Origin of the sequence: Arthrobacter sp. AG258 (genome assembly GCF_004364695.1) — a bacterium.
GTDB lineage: Bacteria > Actinomycetota > Actinomycetes > Actinomycetales > Micrococcaceae > Arthrobacter.
Genome location: NZ_SOBI01000002.1, coordinates 86,042 through 100,297, shown reverse-complemented (window position 1 = coordinate 100,297; position 14,256 = coordinate 86,042). Strand labels below are relative to the sequence as shown.

Below are 14,256 nucleotides of genomic sequence, written 5' to 3'. Positions count from 1 at the left end.
AAGTCGTCGGCTTCCACAAGACCTACGAGAGGGGATGAGCATGATCAACGACAACACTGAACGCGCGAGGCAGACCCCGGAGTCCGACAAGCCCAGGACTGTGGACGACCGACTCTCAGCAGATCTTGGTATCGACGTCGCCGCCGTCGAAGCGCAGGCACGGTTGCATCTCGACCTGCTGCGCATGCAGCGCCGCGAGCCCGGCGAACTAGGCTACGTGCTCATCGACCGGGAGTTCCATCCCCGCACAGCTGTCGTCTTCGCATCTCCCACAGAAGCCCGCAGCGCGCTGGAAGGCCACCCTTTGATCGATGCCCTCTGTGAGGAGGACAGCGTCGATGCACGGGTCCCGGATCCGGCCGTTCTCTCCGACCTCGCCTCCCGCGAAGTCATTTTGCCCTGATCGCACGGAATCGCGAAGGAATGGAAACATGACCAACACCGGTATCTTCACCCAATCAGCAGCTTCAGTCCTGCAGGACGTCGAAGAGTTCTACTTCGGTGGCGCGCTTCCCTGGTACCACGGGAGCAAGCTGACAGAGGACGGCTTGCACGTGAGCATCACACTTGACGATCCAGAGTCTGATGACGAGTCCAAGACCAAGGACTACGAGCTGTCGGCCGCCCAAATCAAGGAAGCCTTTCGAAAGGCCAAGCAGAAGGGGTACCACCTCTGCTGCTCTGCCGCCATCGAGTCCGAACAGCTCGGATTCGGCTGCGTCCAAGACCTTGACATCATCCTTCAGACCGCTTGCTACGGCGAGCTGGTCTTCGGCTGACGCCGCACCGGCTCGACTTCACCAGTGGAACTACTTCCACTAGGATGCAATCTCAGAGCTACCCAGTGGACACGGACCCCAGCACAGCCGTCCTTGCTCCTTCGTGAAACCACCCTGCTGACCCTCACTTCACCGACCTCGACCGATAGGCTCCGATCACATGAACGACCAGGAAGTGCGCCGCGGCGCAGGTATCTACAGCAAGCCGGTGCTGGGCTTCTACGACCTGCTCGTCGTGAAGTTCTCCAATTCGCTGGCCTGGCGATGCCCCAGCCAGCTCATGCTAGACCAGTACAACCGTTGCATCGGCACCCGCCATCTCGATGTCGGTCCCGGCACTGGTTGGTACCTCGCCAATGCCGACCTCCCCGAATCTGCTGAGATCACACTCATGGACCTCAACGAAAACAGCGTGGAGCACGCAGCGTCCAGACTCGCCCACACCCACGTAAGCACCAGAGGTGTGACCGCGAACGTCCTCGAACCGATCCCCGAGGCTCTCGGCCAATTCGATTCCATCGCGGCGAACTACGTCTTCCACTGCGTTCCCGGCTCCTGGGCGGACAAGGGCGTAGCTTTCAAACACCTAGGGGAGCGGCTCGCTGCTGACGGTGTGCTGTTCGGCAGTACCATCCTGGGCAGTGGCGTGAGCCACAACCTCATCGGCCGCGGCTTCATGGCCCTGTACAACCGCCTGGGCATCTTTCACAACCGCGAAGACGACGCCGCAGGACTTGAGGCTGTACTGCGGCGAAGCTTCGACCAAGTGAAGGTCGACGTCATCGGTACCGTGGCGGTGTTCAGTGCACGAAACCCGTTGCGAAACGGCGGGGCAGGTGGACTCGACTAAAAGTCGAGCCTGATGACTGCATCCCGCCCTTCAGCCCCAGACCTGACTCCGGTGGCGGTGATGCGCACATTCTGCACGGAACCGTCGACCCGGCGAAGCGCCAGACCCATCGATTGAGAACGAGCGGTATCCCTCGCCGCAGCCGCGATGAACCTGTGCAACTCACCTGAAGCGTCAATGGCAAATTCACCAAGGCCGCCGACATACCCGAAGTCTTCCCGACGCCACGATGGCGACGTCATAAGAACATCCAGCGTTGCAGAGTCGACGACGGCCATCGGTTCCTTGGCCAGGGCCATGACTCCGCGAAGCACGTCGTCCACGCGCCCCGCATTGGCGTCTTGCTCGAAGGCCATATCGTGAAAAGTCTCCGGGGCCTCGTAACTGAAGCCCTGCAGATAGATCTTGTCGTGATCGGGCTCGATCGGCGGAATCACGCCGACCAGGCGCATGTGCCGACGGTCCTGTGAAGCCGTGCCGTAACCTGTGACGATGTTGTAGGTCAGGCACCGGACCTTGCCCGTTACGCCCATCAGCCCGTCCTGGATGCCGTCGCGGATGAGGCTGTTCACGCGCATCCGGTCGGACTGGTCGATGAGCTCGCTCGCCCATTCCCCGGCTTCCCAATAGCCACTGCGCTGCTGGGCGACGCTTGTGTCGACGTCATAGATACGAAACAGGTTCCGGTCCCAGTACGTGCGCCGGCGCAGTGTTGGTTGACCGTCGGCGTCACGCTCGATCTCCCATTCCCAGCCACCGACCAGCGGTGGTTCCGGAAGCGGATCAGCCGCTTTGGCCACGCCGGCGAGGACACCGATCACCGTGGAGGTACGTGGAGAGAAGACGGGCCGTACCTCAACTGCCCACTGCTCGTCCGCATGGGGGACTGTCTCGGAAATTACATTGCCACTGCGCATCACCTGGGCGATGCGGTTCTCATCAAGTAGAAGACGCCTGGGAATTGCACGCGTGGGCTTCCGAGCGGAGACCGGACCACAGGGCTTATCGTCCACCAGAACCAGCTGCTTGCCGTCGCTTCCGCAGAAAAGGCCCCAGGAACCTACATCCAGCTGGACCTGCATGATCAAATACCGCCTGAGACCTGCACAGTGGCCCCCGACATGTAGGTATTCTCCGCGGTGTGAATGATCGCCGAAGCGACTTCATCTGCCGTCCCGAACCGACCCAGCGGGATTCCTTCCAGCATTGCCATCCGTGCCTCCTCAGCAACATCAGCCATCATGTCCGTATCAGTTGCGCCGGGAGCAACAACGTTCACCCGGATGTTCCGGGCTGCGTACTCCCTGGCCATCGATCGTGCAAACGCTTCCAATGCCCCCTTGGATGCAGTGTAATTGCACTGGCCGACAACGCCGTACTTCACGGACATGGATGAAACCAGCACGATCGATCCGCCGCGCTGCCGCAGCATCGGCCCCAGGGTCGCCTTGCAGGCCAGCATCGGCCCGATCGCATTGACCTGCATGACCTCGATCAGGTCCTCCTCGCTCATCCGCATGAGCAGCTTGTCGCGGGTGATCCCTGCTGCGACGACGAGCACATCCAGACCACCCAGGTCGACGGCAGCCGCCTTGACGCCAGCTGCGATCGAATTACTGTCACGCACATCCATCTCGAGGGGGAGCACCCCCTCGGGCACGGTCCCCCCGGTACGATGCGTACCCGCCGTCCGGTAGCCGGCGGAGAGCAGGGCTCGAGCCGTGGCCGCCCCGATCCCACGGGTTGCACCGATCACCAGGGCAGTTCTCCCCATGTCGCTCATTTTTTTCTTACCCTCCCAGGTTGTAAAGTTGTGACACGGAACTTTACTGGACTTGTACCCCTTCGTTGACAAACGACAGGCGGTGTCCGCTCTTCTCGCTATTTAGAGGAACGCTGATGCCTGCCTTTATTCCATCCGCTGCGACCGCCGATACGCCTCGGAACGGCCAGCCCCGTCACCCCCTGTTCGCCCGACTGATGCGCAAAGGCGCTGCCAAGGTCGGTGCCACCAGCTGCACCCCGAAGCCCGCTCAGCTCGACCTCTTCGACTGGCCGAACGAGTTGAGCCTCGAAGCACTCGGGAAAGCCATCGCCTCAGCTTGCGGCCTCGAGATCGTGATACGGCCCATCCCGGATGAGATGCGCCATTATGAGGTCAGCGGCCTCACCACTGTGATCGGACGAGTGGCCCACGTCTTCTACGACCCTGAGCTCCCGCCCCTCAACATTGAGCAGACAATCCTCCACGAGTTCGCCCATATCCTGCACGGCGACGTCCGGGCCGACACCGACTGCACCCATCTGCGCAGCATGTTCGACGATCCGGTGGAGAAGCGCGCCGAGACCACCGGCATGCGGCTGATGGATGCTCTGCACCGGAAGCGGCGGGCATCGGAAGAACGCAGCGAGGTCCTCGCCTTCCTGTCCGGATCAAACGAGGACGGTGAGATCTGATGACTGAGATCATCATTGTCGGTATCACCATGGGCCTGATCATCATCGTCTCTGCCCTGTATCAAGGACGCCGACGCCGGGTTAACCTTCTCAGGGTCACCTGTGCCGCCCTCTTCGTGGCCACGGTCTGCCGTGGCGTGGAGCCGCCCTTAGACGGACCTGCCGTCGACCTCCTCAAGCGCCTTGCCATCCTGACCGCCCAGGTATCCGTGGCGCTGCTCATCCTCACGTTCCGCGCGACTCCGCTTTCACGACGTGCAACCCGGTTCATCTACCTCTTCGCCGGGATCATCGCCCTGGGCGAGGCCGTGCTGGTGTGGTTCATCCCCGTCCATGCCGACGGCACCATCTACGACCGGGTCGACATCGACGCCGCCCTTGCCCGCGGCCAGGCTTGGGCACTGATCTCCTACAACTTCCTGTACCTCTCTGCATTCGCCGCGGCAACTGCCGTAGTTGCCGTCGGCTGTTGGCGGACCATGACGCAGAAGAACCAACCCTTCTCCGCCCGCCTTCCGGTTGCATTCGTCTTTACGGGGGCCATCGGATCTGCCCTGTTCATCGGCTCATCACTCCTGGACCTCTTTGGCAGTCCGGTCGTCGGCGGAACTGAACTGAGGACACAACTCCTCGTCACCGTTGTCAGCTTCTTCTTCCTGGGACTCGCAACAGGGGTCATCCGCCGCATCAGCATAGAAACGCAGGTGAGGCTCGCGCTCCGCCTCGCGCACGAGGTCGTCGTACCTTTGTGGCGAACGACCACCACTCTTCACCCCGACGTAAAGCTTCCGCCCGAAGACAGGCAGGGGTTCGATCAGCTGATGACGCTCTCAAGGCTCACCATCGAAACCCACGACGCGCTCAGACTCATCCGCGAGGACCACGACCCCGCACTGGAACCCCTGCACAGGCAGCACCCCGAGGATCCGCACCTGTCGGCGGGGCTGGTGCGCCATCTCAGCGGCGAGAACGCCGTTCCCAGCCTCGGGTGGTTCACACTCGCCCTGAGCCGGCTCCGCACGCTCAAGCTGAAAGACGACGAAACCTTGGCCGCCTCTGTGCAGAGCCTCTACGAGATCCGAGTAGCGATGAGTGCCATGAATGGGACGGACGGGCGATGACCGGGAACGGAACGAAAATACGCATCCCCGAGACCGGCGATCCTGCGGCCCGGGCCGCCCGGATCCTCAGTGACGTGTTCGCGCCCGCTGTGTCCGTGTTCCTCATCTGCGTCCTCTGCGGCGTCACAGGCCACCCGCATACATGGGTTGGTCTCGGATGGGGCATCCTGATCGGCTCTTTCTGCGCAGTGATCCCGACAGCAACCATCCATGTCGCCGTGCGGCGCGAGCAGCTCACCGATCGACACGTCACCCGGCGCGATCAGCGCTGGCGGGTCTTCCTGGTCTGCGTGGCGTCTGTGCTTGGAGGCATGGCAACGGCGGTGCTGCTGGACGCACCGCGCCCGCTGCTGTGGATCCTGCCGACGATGGTTGCCGGGCTCGTCCTTGCCGGGGGAGTGACCCTCCTGGGACCGAAAGTCTCCATGCACGCGTTCTGCTTCACCTCCCTCGTCGTCCTCGCGGCGATGCTGCTCTCGCCCTGGTGGCTGCTCGCCCTCCCAACCCTGCTGCCCGTGGTCGCCTTCGCCCGGCTGAAGCTAAAGCACCACACACGCCTCGAGCTCACACTCGGATTCGGCCTGGCGGCCGCCGTGATGCTCGGAGCCAGTGCGTACATGCCCACGGCCGGCTAGGACTGCCCGCTGCTCCGGCGCAACCGGAAATGTGCCGATGCCACCGCATTGGAAGATCTTCCACTAGTATGAAGGTGTCGTCGCGTGCACCGTTCGCCTCGATGACTTCATGTCTGAAATCACGAGGAGGATCCAGCTCCGTGACCATCGCCCAGCGACTAGAACGCTTGTTCGCGGAGACGGCAGGACCACACGGTCGCCCCGTCACCCTGCAGGAAATCGTCCAGAGAATGGAGCAGCGCGGCATCTCCTCGATGTCGCTCAGCTACCTGCAGCAACTGCGCAAGGGGGAGGCTCACAATCCCCGCCTGCAGCACCTCCGAGCCCTGGCCGACGCCTTCGACGTCCCCCTGTCCTACTTCCTGGAGGAGAACGAGCCAGATAGCGCCACCGAGCAGGAGCTGACCCCGCAGGAGCGAACCATCGCCCTGCGTGTGCACGGGCTCAGCGACGGCGCACTGGCCAGCATCCGGGCCATTGTGGAGCTGGCGCGCAAGAGCGAGCAGCTCGACGACCCGCCCAAGAGCCCTGACTCCACTCGAGACTGATCCCGCCGCGGGGTCCCACCACCCTGGGGACGTCTTCCTCGTGCCGGCGTTTGGTATTTGAGTGGAATCTTTTCCACTCCTGTGGCAGGATGGGAACCACAGCCCGGCGATTCCGTACATCGTGATGTCCCGCCGGACTGAGGTGATCACGCCCGTGAAGGAGCATCAGATGGTCGATATGCAGCCCCCCTCCGACGAGTTCCGCGGATTCGACGAGGCCCGGTCGATCATGTGGTGCTACGAGGCCCGCTCACGCACCTATGCCCGTCTGAGCCAGACGGACTTTCTCGCCAACGACGCCGTGGCCGCCGTGCATGTCGAGAACACCTCCCGCGCCGACCGCGCCTTTCTCACCGCCTTCGACCGCTCCGGCGGGCTGCTGTTCGGCGACACGCTTTACATCGACGACCCGACACAGCGGCTCGACGTCACACCCGAGTTCGACCACGACTTCACCGGTATGGCCGTCGCCGCCGGCTCCGAACTTGAGGAAGCAGTCGAACGCGAGAACGGCTGGGTGGTCAACCTGGATGCCCTGCGCGACTACGACCCGCTGGAGGACCGCCGGACCACGCAGCGCGCGGTGCTCCTGGCGCACCTCGGAGACATGATGGCCAGCGGCCAGGCCCGGGGTTTCCTGTTTGACAAGCACGACGCTGCCGAGGATCCCGGTGAGGCCGACACCGACGCCGCCTGAGCGCGGCGCAGCACTTCTTCCGGCGCTCGGTCGACCCCGCCCGGCTTCGGCCGAGGCGGGGTCTTTTGCGTCCCTGGGGAACCGGTGGAAAGACCGTGGACCGGCTCACGCCGGTCCCGGGGGTCGTTCCGTGGTGGTCGCAGCCGCGCGGTGCGCGGCGCGGCCACCGTTACCGAATCGTCTGTTCTTGAGAGCCACGACCCACAGGAGTAGCCCATGACCGTCCCTCTCCGCGCAGCCCAGCTGCCCGTCAAGTACGAACGGGCCGAAGGCTCCGCCCGGCACGGCCGGACCATCTACGAAGTCGCCGGCTCCGGGCTCTACCAGGTGACTGCGGCCAGGGAAGAGTTCGCCGTCTCGACGCTCACGCAGTCGGGGTGGACGGAGCTGATCACGCTAGACGAAGGCGACGGGGTCTCGAACGCACTGGATGCCATGCAGATCTGGCTGGACATCCAGACCCCGACGCCCCCGGCCGGCGACAGCGCCGCAGGGCAAGGCGGCGATGCCGATGCCTGACCCGACCGGGACGATGGCGAACCTCACCGAGAAGGCCGCAGCCGCTGTCGTCACCTCCCGCGGTCTCACCCATGAGAACGGAGAATCCGCCCTCGCAGCCCTCGGCTGGGCCCAGGGCGCGGCGATCACCCACGAGGACGCTTTCCGGGCCTTCGCCCGGGCCCTGATCGACGAACTGGGCGTGCTGGACCTCCTCGCCGCCAAGATCGAGCTGCTCGCCGAGTACAAGCTCGACTACCCCCAGGACTACGCGCCGGACGACGTCGCCCGCATGCAGGCCGAGCTGGCGCGGCTGCGATCGCTGCAGCAGATGCTTGCAGGACCCGCCGACTGACCGTTTCCGGACACAGCAAGAGGCCCGGACTGCGCTGAAGGTCGGCGCAGTCCGGGCCCCAGGCCTGCTCTCACGCCGTGGGCGGGATGAGCAGCGAGGCCCCGGCGTAGATGAGATTCGGATCCTGGATCCGGTTCTTCTCGACCAGGGCCCCGATCGGCACTCCGGTCTCCGCCGAGATCTCCGTGAGGGTGTCACCCCACTGGATCACGTACACCCGCGGCTGTGGCTTCGGCTCGGGGACCTGCGCCGGCTTGTCCTCGTCGCCCTTGCCCGACGCCGAGGTGCCCGAACCCTGGCCGTCCGCAGAGCTGCCGTTACCGGCCTTGGCCTCGAAGGCGTCCGGGACCCCGTTGCGGTCCCGGTCCGGCAAGGTCACCGTCACGGTGCCCTCCTCGTGCTGGGAAGCTGCCGCCGCATCGCTCGCCGGGCTCCGGTCAGCAGTGAGGAGCTGCGTCGCGCCCCAGCCGGCGAACAGCAGCGCGCCACCGGCCATGATCCCGGCCGCCAGCACCGGTCCACCGCCATAGCCCAGGGGCCCAAGCCGGTCCCGCCGCTGCGCCGTCACCCGGGCCCAGGGAGCCGCATCAGCGGCCTTCTCCTCGGGCCTGTGCATCGTATCCGTCATCCCTGTCCCTCTCTATCCAGCTCACCATTTGCGACCATTCGAGTCCTTATGCACATTCTACTCGTAGTCCAGTGCATCTTGATAGAATAGGAGAAGGGATAGACGAGTCATAGACCAGTCCGACGGGCCGCCAAGAACCACCGAATCACTCAACAGAAGGAACCCACCACCATGGCCAACTACTCCATCTCCGCCAACCAGCTCACCGAGGGCACCAGCGTCTTCATCCGCGGCAAGCTCGCCTTCGCCCGGCTGACCAGCCTCATCGAGGGTGCCGCCCTCGCCGCCAGCGACCAGCGCAAGGTCCAGAACGGCATGAGCCCCGTGGGCAAGCCGCACACCACGGCGACGATCACCGAGGCCGAGGTGCAGTTCGCCGACCCGGCGAACCCCACGGTCGAGGAGCAGTTCGTCTCCGAGCGCCGCTACACCTCGAAGAAGAACCCAGCCTCGGGCGCGAACTACTCGATCGACTCCAAGGGCACGAACCTGCCGATCATCGCGATCCCGTCCGAGAAGGGTGATGGCACCTATGACCAGGACACCTCCGGCCAGGAGCTGGCACAGGGACTGGACGTGACGCTCGTGCTCCGCGTCTACAAGCCGAAGAACTTCGCCAACCGCGGCCTGTCGCTCGACCAGGTGATTGTGCACGAGACCCCGCGCTACTACAACGCCGGCGGCGTCGCCAGCGGGGAGCTCGCGGCCCGCGGCATCGTCTTCAACGCCCCGCCCCGCGCGGTCCAGGCCCAGCCGGGCTCGGGCTCCGCCGTCGGCAACGGCGAGGAGCCGGTCGCCACCGAGGTCGAGGACGGCTTGTCCTTCCCGGCCCCGCAGCCCGCCGTCGCGGCTTCAGTCGCGGGTCCGGTCCCCGCCCAGGCCCACGCGCAGGTCCTGACCGAACCGGTCGCGGTGACTCCGCAGGCGGCCCCTGCCGTGGCTCCGGTTGCCGCCCCGGTCCCCGCGGTGCAGCGGCAGCAGGAGACGCCCGAGCAGAAGCTCGCCCGCCTCGAGCGTGAGAACGCCGAGTTGAAGAACGCGGGTTCGGCCGTGGGTGCTCCCGCCGGCCAGGGCCCGTGGGGCGGCTCCGGCGATGCCCAGCAGGCCGGAATCACCTACCAGGGCTGATCCAAGGCCGATCCGACCGACCGAACCCCCAGACGAGACCCCCGTGCAGGCATCCATGCCGTACGGGGGTCTCGTCTTTCAGGGCCAGAGTGCAACCCGGCCCTGTTTTCATCCGCTCCCGACAAGAAGGCATTGATGTGACCGCCGTCGATCCCCGCGCGATCTTCCCCAGCTTCTATGACAACCCCGCGATTCGCGCCCTGGCGACCGCCTGCCGCTGGACCATCTCCGGCCGGCTCGGCGAGCTCGACGACGAGGACTCCGGCCGCAAGGCACCGATCGATGTGCGGCACCTGCTCGACGGCTGCAATCCGGGCTGCCGCCACGCAGGCCCCCTGCGCGGAGCTTTCGCCCTGGACGCGACCTGCCTGCTCACCCTCGACCAGCTGGCCGACACACTGCCGAACGCGGCGAACGCTGCCTTCTACCTGCAGGCCCCCTCCGACGGTCTGATCGTGATCGACGTCGAGCCCGGTTGCCCGCCGGACGTGGCCGCAGACATCCTGCGCCTGCCCGGAATCCTGTACTCGGAGCTGTCGATGTCGGGCCGGGGCTTCCACCTGGTCGCCCCGCTGCCTGCCAACCTCCACGACTTCCCGATCGCCGCTGACAAGCGCGTCCTGCGCGAGGAGCACGGCTGGTACGAGATCCTCCTGGACCATTGGTGCACGTTCACCCGCAACCCGGTGCCGCAGCGGATCGTCGAACACGTTGCGGCGCGACCAGCCTCCGACCGGTTCTCTTCGGTGGCGGACCTGTATGCAGACCTCGCCGCCAAGGCCAAGCCAAGCATCAGCATCCCCTCGACCGCCGTCGGCACCGACGGCGAAATGCCCGACATCCCGTACGCCGAGGCCATCGTCGAGCAGACACTCGCCGGCTCCCGCGACCGGCTGAAGACGCCCGAGGACTTCGACAACGACCGCTCCCGCTGGGAGTTCTCCGTCCTGGGTGTCCTCTACACCGGCATGCAGCTGCCGTTGCGCACCTACCGGTCCTTCGGCGCGCAGTTCTCCTCCGGTGACGAGGCCTGGCTGCTGTACAAGACCTCGCTGGCGGTGATCGAGCCTCGGCCCAAGCACGCCCAGATGCGCAACGGCAGGCCGTTCCTGCTGGACCGTGCCGCTGCCTTGGTGGCGGCACGGGAAGCCTCCGCCGAGGCGGGGTGAACCTTCGGGGGTTGCCCATCGGTTTGGCGGTGGAACAAGGACTGGATCGGGCGGAGCCCGATCGGGGATGGGGAGGCGGTGGGCTTCTGAGCCCGACCGCCCCCGTCACCGGGCCTTGTGGCCCTGCTTCCGACATGTCCCGTACGGCGCTCAGCCCTGCCGTGGGTCCGTCTCCCGTCTCACCTGCTCACAGCTCACCCACGACCAGAAAGACATTCCCATGAAGTTCAACGACACCCTGACGACTCTGATCCAGCAGTCCCTCGAGGTCGGGGCCACGCCCGCGCTCATGGGCGAGCCCGGCATCGGCAAGTCCTCCTTCGTCGAGGCCCTCGCCTACTCGATGGGCACCAAAGCCTTCGTCCTGCCCTGCAACCAGCTCGCCGACAAGGCCGACCTCACCGGCGCGCGCCTGGTGCCCTACGAGAAGACCGACGGGACACAGTCCTACAAGCAGGTCTTTTACCCGCACCAGGTCATTCAGGAGTGCATCGACTACGCGCTGGAGAACCCGCGCGAGTGGCCGATCCTCTTCCTCGACGAGATCAACCGCACGACCTCCGACGTGACCTCCGGCGCGCTCACCCTGGTGACCCTGCGGCGCATGGGCCACATCGAACTGCCGGAGAACGTGCGCCTCATCGTGGCGGGCAACGACAAGGGCAACGTCACGACTCTCGACGAGGCCTCGCTGTCGCGCTTCGCGATCTTCCACGTCGAGCCCGATGCGACAACCCTCATGTCCGTCCTCGGAGACGCGCTCAACCCCTGGGTGAAGAAAGTCCTCACCCAGCACCCCGGACTCATCTTCCAGAAGTCGACGCCGAACTCCATCGTGGCCGACGGCCGCGATGACGACGATGACGACGGCAACGTCACCATGGCCGAGCTGTTCGACGGCGGCGAGGAGATGAACCAGCTCACCACGCCGCGCACCATCGACCACCTCTCCCGGTGGCTGAACCGCGTCGACCGCCAGGAGCTGGCAAGCCACCTGGCGACCCCGGTCCAGATCGGCGGCCGCGACACCTCGCTGCTCAACGAGGCGATCGAGGCCTTCACCGGCGACACCATGTTCACCACCCAGCTCGTGGCGGTTATCGCCGAAGACCTCGCATCGAACTCGGGCGGCCCCGCACACAACCGCGTCAATGTGCCCAAGCCGAACTGCTACACGACCCTCAAGTCCGCGGGCACGGTCACCGACCTTGCCGCGCAGATCTCGGGCCTGACCCAGAACGAGGTCTCCGGCTCGCTGCTCTACGCGATGAAGGAGAAGGAGGACAACTCGCGCCTCATCGAGCAGCTGGCGCAGGCCGCCATCCAGATTGAGCCGGAGCACACGCGCACCCTGTTCGAGCTGGTGACGACCGGGCAGTTCGACCGGCAGAACCTGGAGGCCTTCCTCGAGGTCGACTCGCCGATCGTGGCCGCGGTCAAGCCGTCCCTGTCGGCCTTCCTCTGAGCCGACCCGGCACCGGGCGGCGGGGGACGCCACCGGCTCCGTTCCGGAGCGTCCCCCGCCATCCCACGACACCAGTCACCTCAGACCGCATTAGGAGACCACGATGACGATCACCGTCACGAACCAGAAGCCGGCGGTGCTCGACGCCCTGCACACGATCTCGTGCACGGGCGACTACGACCCCATACCGGCCATCCAGAAGGTCCTGGTCGACCCGCTGCTGGAGCCGCTGAACCCCAGCGCTCCGGCGAGCATCGTCGACGGCTCGGGCCACGGCATCACCGGCGACGTCCTGGACATCGTCATGCGCTGCCTCGGCGAGACGATGGACCCGGCCGCCGAGAAGAACGCCAAGGCGCTGCTCGGGCAGACCATGGTCAGCTATGACCAGGGCACGCCCCTGCCGGTGGGCGAACTGTTCGCTGTCCAGGCCGGGCAGCAGAACAAGTGGCCCGCGCCGTCAGCCCGGGTCCTGTACTCAGCCCAGAACGATGTCATCCCCGCGGCCAAGGGCCTGCTCGCAGGCTCCGCCGACGAGAGCGCCTTCTTCGCCTCCGTCGCCTACACCTACCACCCGAATACCCTCGGGTACTGGTTCCAGTCCTCTGCCGCGTTCGACGGCTTCAAGATCTGGCTGAACCAGCAGGTGCAGACGATGGCCGGCGCGAACGCGATGCCGGCGGACACCCTCCGGCTGCTGAACGACTTTGCGAACCTCTCGCTCAAGGGGCTGACCGAATCGCTGCTGCTGCGCAAGGACGACTCCGACGGCAACGACGAGTTCTCTTTCGCCCGGCTGGTCATCCGCATGCTGATGACTTACGTCGACCAGCAGCGCAAGGCCGCCTCAACAGGCGCGGCCGCCCTCGACACCGGCATCATGCCGTTTACCGTCGGGGAGCTGTTCTGCCCGCGGTCGCTGGTCCTGGTCAATGTCGAGGCCCACGCCCGCGCCACCGCCGCGAAGGTAACGGGGGAGTGGAACCTCATCAACCAGTCCCTCGCCTCACCCGTGAAAGTCGTCTCCAACGCCGCGCTGTCCAAGCTGACCTCGCTCCCGCGAGCAGCTGCCAGGGCCGCTGCCATGGGCGCACGGCAGCAGCCGGGACAGCCGGGCTCGCGCTCGGCCCAGGTGAAGTTCCGCAAGGCCCCGCCCACGAAGCTGGACCTGTTCAAGGACATCACCCGGGTGCTCAAGCGCATGGGCAAGGTCAACAAGTCCCAGAACGTCTACCGGACGACGAAGACGACCTTCCTCAAGGCCAACCGCCGCAACCCGGACGACTTCAACAAGCCGGGCCGGATCACCTCGGTGCAGTACATGCCCGACCTGCACGTCTTCATCGACACCTCCGGGTCGATCTCCGAGGAGAACTACCAGGAGGCGGTGCTGATGCTCATCCGGATCGCCAAGAAGCTCAACGTCAACCTGTACTTCAACTCCTTCAGCCACATGCTCTCCCAGGAGACGCTGCTGAAGGTCGAGAACAAGTCGACGCGGCAGATCTGGCAGGAGTTCCGGAAGGTGCCCAAGGTCACCGGCGGCACCGAGTTCAAGCAGGTGTGGGACTACATCAACGCCTCCCCGGTGCGCAAGCGCCGGCTGTCGCTGATGATCACCGACTTCGAGTGGTCTCCGCCCTCGAGACGCGAGGAGCACCCGCCGAACCTCTACTACGCCCCGTGCTCGGCCATGGACTGGAAGTACATGGTCCGTTCCGCCGAGGCGTACGCGAACGGCATGCAGCACATCGACCCGAGCATCCGGCAGAAGCTGCTGGGCATGGTCCTCTGATCCTGCTCCCGGCCACAGGGGAGACGCCGACCGGCCGAACCGGCCGGCGTCTCCTCCTCCCTCAGACCTACCCGTAACCCTGCCGGGCATCCCGGCGCGCCCACCCAGCGCGCCGCCCGGCGAACCCCACC

General features: G+C 65.5%; 17 protein-coding genes. 14 read left to right on the top strand and 3 right to left on the bottom strand.

Annotated elements, in window-relative coordinates:
• Nucleotides 1–40: 40 nt before the first annotated feature.
• The 3 genes from DFO47_RS03700 (at nt 41) to DFO47_RS03690 (ending at nt 1,629) form a co-directional block, all read left to right on the top strand.
• Entirely contained in the window at nt 41–403 is a 363-nt protein-coding gene (locus DFO47_RS03700; protein ID WP_056387508.1) for a hypothetical protein, read from the top strand.
• Nucleotides 404–431: 28 nt separating this feature from the next.
• Complete coding sequence (locus DFO47_RS03695; RefSeq protein ID WP_133830752.1) at nt 432–779, top strand: hypothetical protein; 348 nt, start codon at nt 432–434, stop codon at nt 777–779.
• Nucleotides 780–939: 160 nt separating this feature from the next.
• Nucleotides 940–1,629 (top strand): class I SAM-dependent methyltransferase, encoded by a 690-nt coding sequence (locus tag DFO47_RS03690; RefSeq protein WP_133830751.1) that lies wholly within the window; start codon nt 940–942, stop codon nt 1,627–1,629.
• Here the strand turns inward: DFO47_RS03690 and DFO47_RS03685 are convergent.
• Both DFO47_RS03685 and DFO47_RS03680 read right to left on the bottom strand, forming a co-directional pair.
• On the bottom strand, nt 1,626–2,711 hold the full coding sequence (locus DFO47_RS03685) for a hypothetical protein (RefSeq protein ID WP_071416438.1): 1,086 nt from the start codon (nt 2,709–2,711) through the stop codon (nt 1,626–1,628). The genes DFO47_RS03690 and DFO47_RS03685 overlap by 4 nt on opposite strands.
• A 2-nt stretch (nt 2,712–2,713) precedes the next feature.
• On the bottom strand, nt 2,714–3,412 hold the full coding sequence (locus tag DFO47_RS03680; RefSeq protein WP_133830750.1) for an SDR family NAD(P)-dependent oxidoreductase: 699 nt from the start codon (nt 3,410–3,412) through the stop codon (nt 2,714–2,716).
• 116 nt (nt 3,413–3,528) lie between these two features.
• Between DFO47_RS03680 and DFO47_RS03675 the strand changes: the two genes are divergently transcribed.
• From DFO47_RS03675 to DFO47_RS03645, 7 genes are all read left to right on the top strand, one after another.
• Nucleotides 3,529–4,086, top strand: a complete 558-nt coding sequence (locus DFO47_RS03675; protein WP_133830749.1) for a hypothetical protein — start codon at nt 3,529–3,531, stop codon at nt 4,084–4,086.
• Nucleotides 4,086–5,207: a hypothetical protein gene (locus DFO47_RS03670; protein WP_133830748.1), complete on the top strand. Its 1,122-nt coding sequence runs from the start codon at nt 4,086–4,088 to the stop codon at nt 5,205–5,207. Before DFO47_RS03675 ends, DFO47_RS03670 begins: the two co-directional genes overlap by 1 nt.
• The gene (locus tag DFO47_RS03665; RefSeq protein ID WP_133830747.1) at nt 5,204–5,842 is read left to right on the top strand and encodes a hypothetical protein; all 639 of its coding nucleotides are present in this window, start codon (nt 5,204–5,206) and stop codon (nt 5,840–5,842) included. Before DFO47_RS03670 ends, DFO47_RS03665 begins: the two co-directional genes overlap by 4 nt.
• Nucleotides 5,843–5,943: 101 nt before the next feature.
• On the top strand, nt 5,944–6,390 hold the full coding sequence (locus DFO47_RS03660; protein WP_133830746.1) for a hypothetical protein: 447 nt from the start codon (nt 5,944–5,946) through the stop codon (nt 6,388–6,390).
• 169 nt (nt 6,391–6,559) lie between these two features.
• Nucleotides 6,560–7,087, top strand: a complete 528-nt coding sequence (locus tag DFO47_RS03655) for a hypothetical protein (protein WP_133830745.1) — start codon at nt 6,560–6,562, stop codon at nt 7,085–7,087.
• 216 nt (nt 7,088–7,303) lie between these two features.
• Complete coding sequence (locus DFO47_RS03650; protein ID WP_133830744.1) at nt 7,304–7,606, top strand: hypothetical protein; 303 nt, start codon at nt 7,304–7,306, stop codon at nt 7,604–7,606.
• On the top strand, nt 7,599–7,940 hold the full coding sequence (locus DFO47_RS03645; RefSeq protein WP_133830743.1) for a hypothetical protein: 342 nt from the start codon (nt 7,599–7,601) through the stop codon (nt 7,938–7,940). The genes DFO47_RS03650 and DFO47_RS03645 overlap by 8 nt, the downstream gene beginning before the upstream one ends.
• 70 nt (nt 7,941–8,010) lie before the next feature.
• On the opposite strand, the gene DFO47_RS03640 is transcribed toward DFO47_RS03645, so the two are convergent.
• Nucleotides 8,011–8,568, bottom strand: coding sequence for a LysM peptidoglycan-binding domain-containing protein (locus tag DFO47_RS03640; RefSeq protein WP_208294361.1), 558 nt, complete (start codon nt 8,566–8,568; stop codon nt 8,011–8,013).
• A gap of 171 nt (nt 8,569–8,739) precedes the next feature.
• Here DFO47_RS03640 and DFO47_RS03635 point away from each other — a divergent pair, with 171 nt between their 5' ends.
• The 4 genes from DFO47_RS03635 (at nt 8,740) to DFO47_RS03620 (ending at nt 14,125) form a co-directional block, all read left to right on the top strand.
• The gene (locus DFO47_RS03635) at nt 8,740–9,696 is read left to right on the top strand and encodes a hypothetical protein (protein WP_133830742.1); all 957 of its coding nucleotides are present in this window, start codon (nt 8,740–8,742) and stop codon (nt 9,694–9,696) included.
• A 137-nt stretch (nt 9,697–9,833) separates the two neighbouring features.
• Nucleotides 9,834–10,865: a hypothetical protein gene (locus DFO47_RS03630; RefSeq protein WP_133830741.1), complete on the top strand. Its 1,032-nt coding sequence runs from the start codon at nt 9,834–9,836 to the stop codon at nt 10,863–10,865.
• Between the two features lie 220 nt (nt 10,866–11,085).
• A complete protein-coding gene (locus tag DFO47_RS03625) occupies nt 11,086–12,330 on the top strand; it encodes a MoxR family ATPase (protein ID WP_133830740.1) in 1,245 nt (414 codons plus the stop codon).
• Nucleotides 12,331–12,433: 103 nt separating this feature from the next.
• Nucleotides 12,434–14,125, top strand: coding sequence for a hypothetical protein (locus DFO47_RS03620; RefSeq protein ID WP_133830739.1), 1,692 nt, complete (start codon nt 12,434–12,436; stop codon nt 14,123–14,125).
• Nucleotides 14,126–14,256 lie beyond the last annotated feature (131 nt).

Coding starts and splice junctions, on each gene's coding strand:
- DFO47_RS03700 (WP_056387508.1), top strand. CDS start 41: ATGATCAACGACAACACTGAACGCGCGAGGCAGACCCCGGAGTCCGAC.
- DFO47_RS03695 (WP_133830752.1), top strand. CDS start 432: ATGACCAACACCGGTATCTTCACCCAATCAGCAGCTTCAGTCCTGCAG.
- DFO47_RS03690 (WP_133830751.1), top strand. CDS start 940: ATGAACGACCAGGAAGTGCGCCGCGGCGCAGGTATCTACAGCAAGCCG.
- DFO47_RS03685 (WP_071416438.1), bottom strand. CDS start 2,711: ATGCAGGTCCAGCTGGATGTAGGTTCCTGGGGCCTTTTCTGCGGAAGC.
- DFO47_RS03680 (WP_133830750.1), bottom strand. CDS start 3,412: ATGAGCGACATGGGGAGAACTGCCCTGGTGATCGGTGCAACCCGTGGG.
- DFO47_RS03675 (WP_133830749.1), top strand. CDS start 3,529: ATGCCTGCCTTTATTCCATCCGCTGCGACCGCCGATACGCCTCGGAAC.
- DFO47_RS03670 (WP_133830748.1), top strand. CDS start 4,086: ATGACTGAGATCATCATTGTCGGTATCACCATGGGCCTGATCATCATC.
- DFO47_RS03665 (WP_133830747.1), top strand. CDS start 5,204: ATGACCGGGAACGGAACGAAAATACGCATCCCCGAGACCGGCGATCCT.
- DFO47_RS03660 (WP_133830746.1), top strand. CDS start 5,944: ATGACTTCATGTCTGAAATCACGAGGAGGATCCAGCTCCGTGACCATC.
- DFO47_RS03655 (WP_133830745.1), top strand. CDS start 6,560: ATGGTCGATATGCAGCCCCCCTCCGACGAGTTCCGCGGATTCGACGAG.
- DFO47_RS03650 (WP_133830744.1), top strand. CDS start 7,304: ATGACCGTCCCTCTCCGCGCAGCCCAGCTGCCCGTCAAGTACGAACGG.
- DFO47_RS03645 (WP_133830743.1), top strand. CDS start 7,599: ATGCCTGACCCGACCGGGACGATGGCGAACCTCACCGAGAAGGCCGCA.
- DFO47_RS03640 (WP_208294361.1), bottom strand. CDS start 8,568: ATGACGGATACGATGCACAGGCCCGAGGAGAAGGCCGCTGATGCGGCT.
- DFO47_RS03635 (WP_133830742.1), top strand. CDS start 8,740: ATGGCCAACTACTCCATCTCCGCCAACCAGCTCACCGAGGGCACCAGC.
- DFO47_RS03625 (WP_133830740.1), top strand. CDS start 11,086: ATGAAGTTCAACGACACCCTGACGACTCTGATCCAGCAGTCCCTCGAG.
- DFO47_RS03620 (WP_133830739.1), top strand. CDS start 12,434: ATGACGATCACCGTCACGAACCAGAAGCCGGCGGTGCTCGACGCCCTG.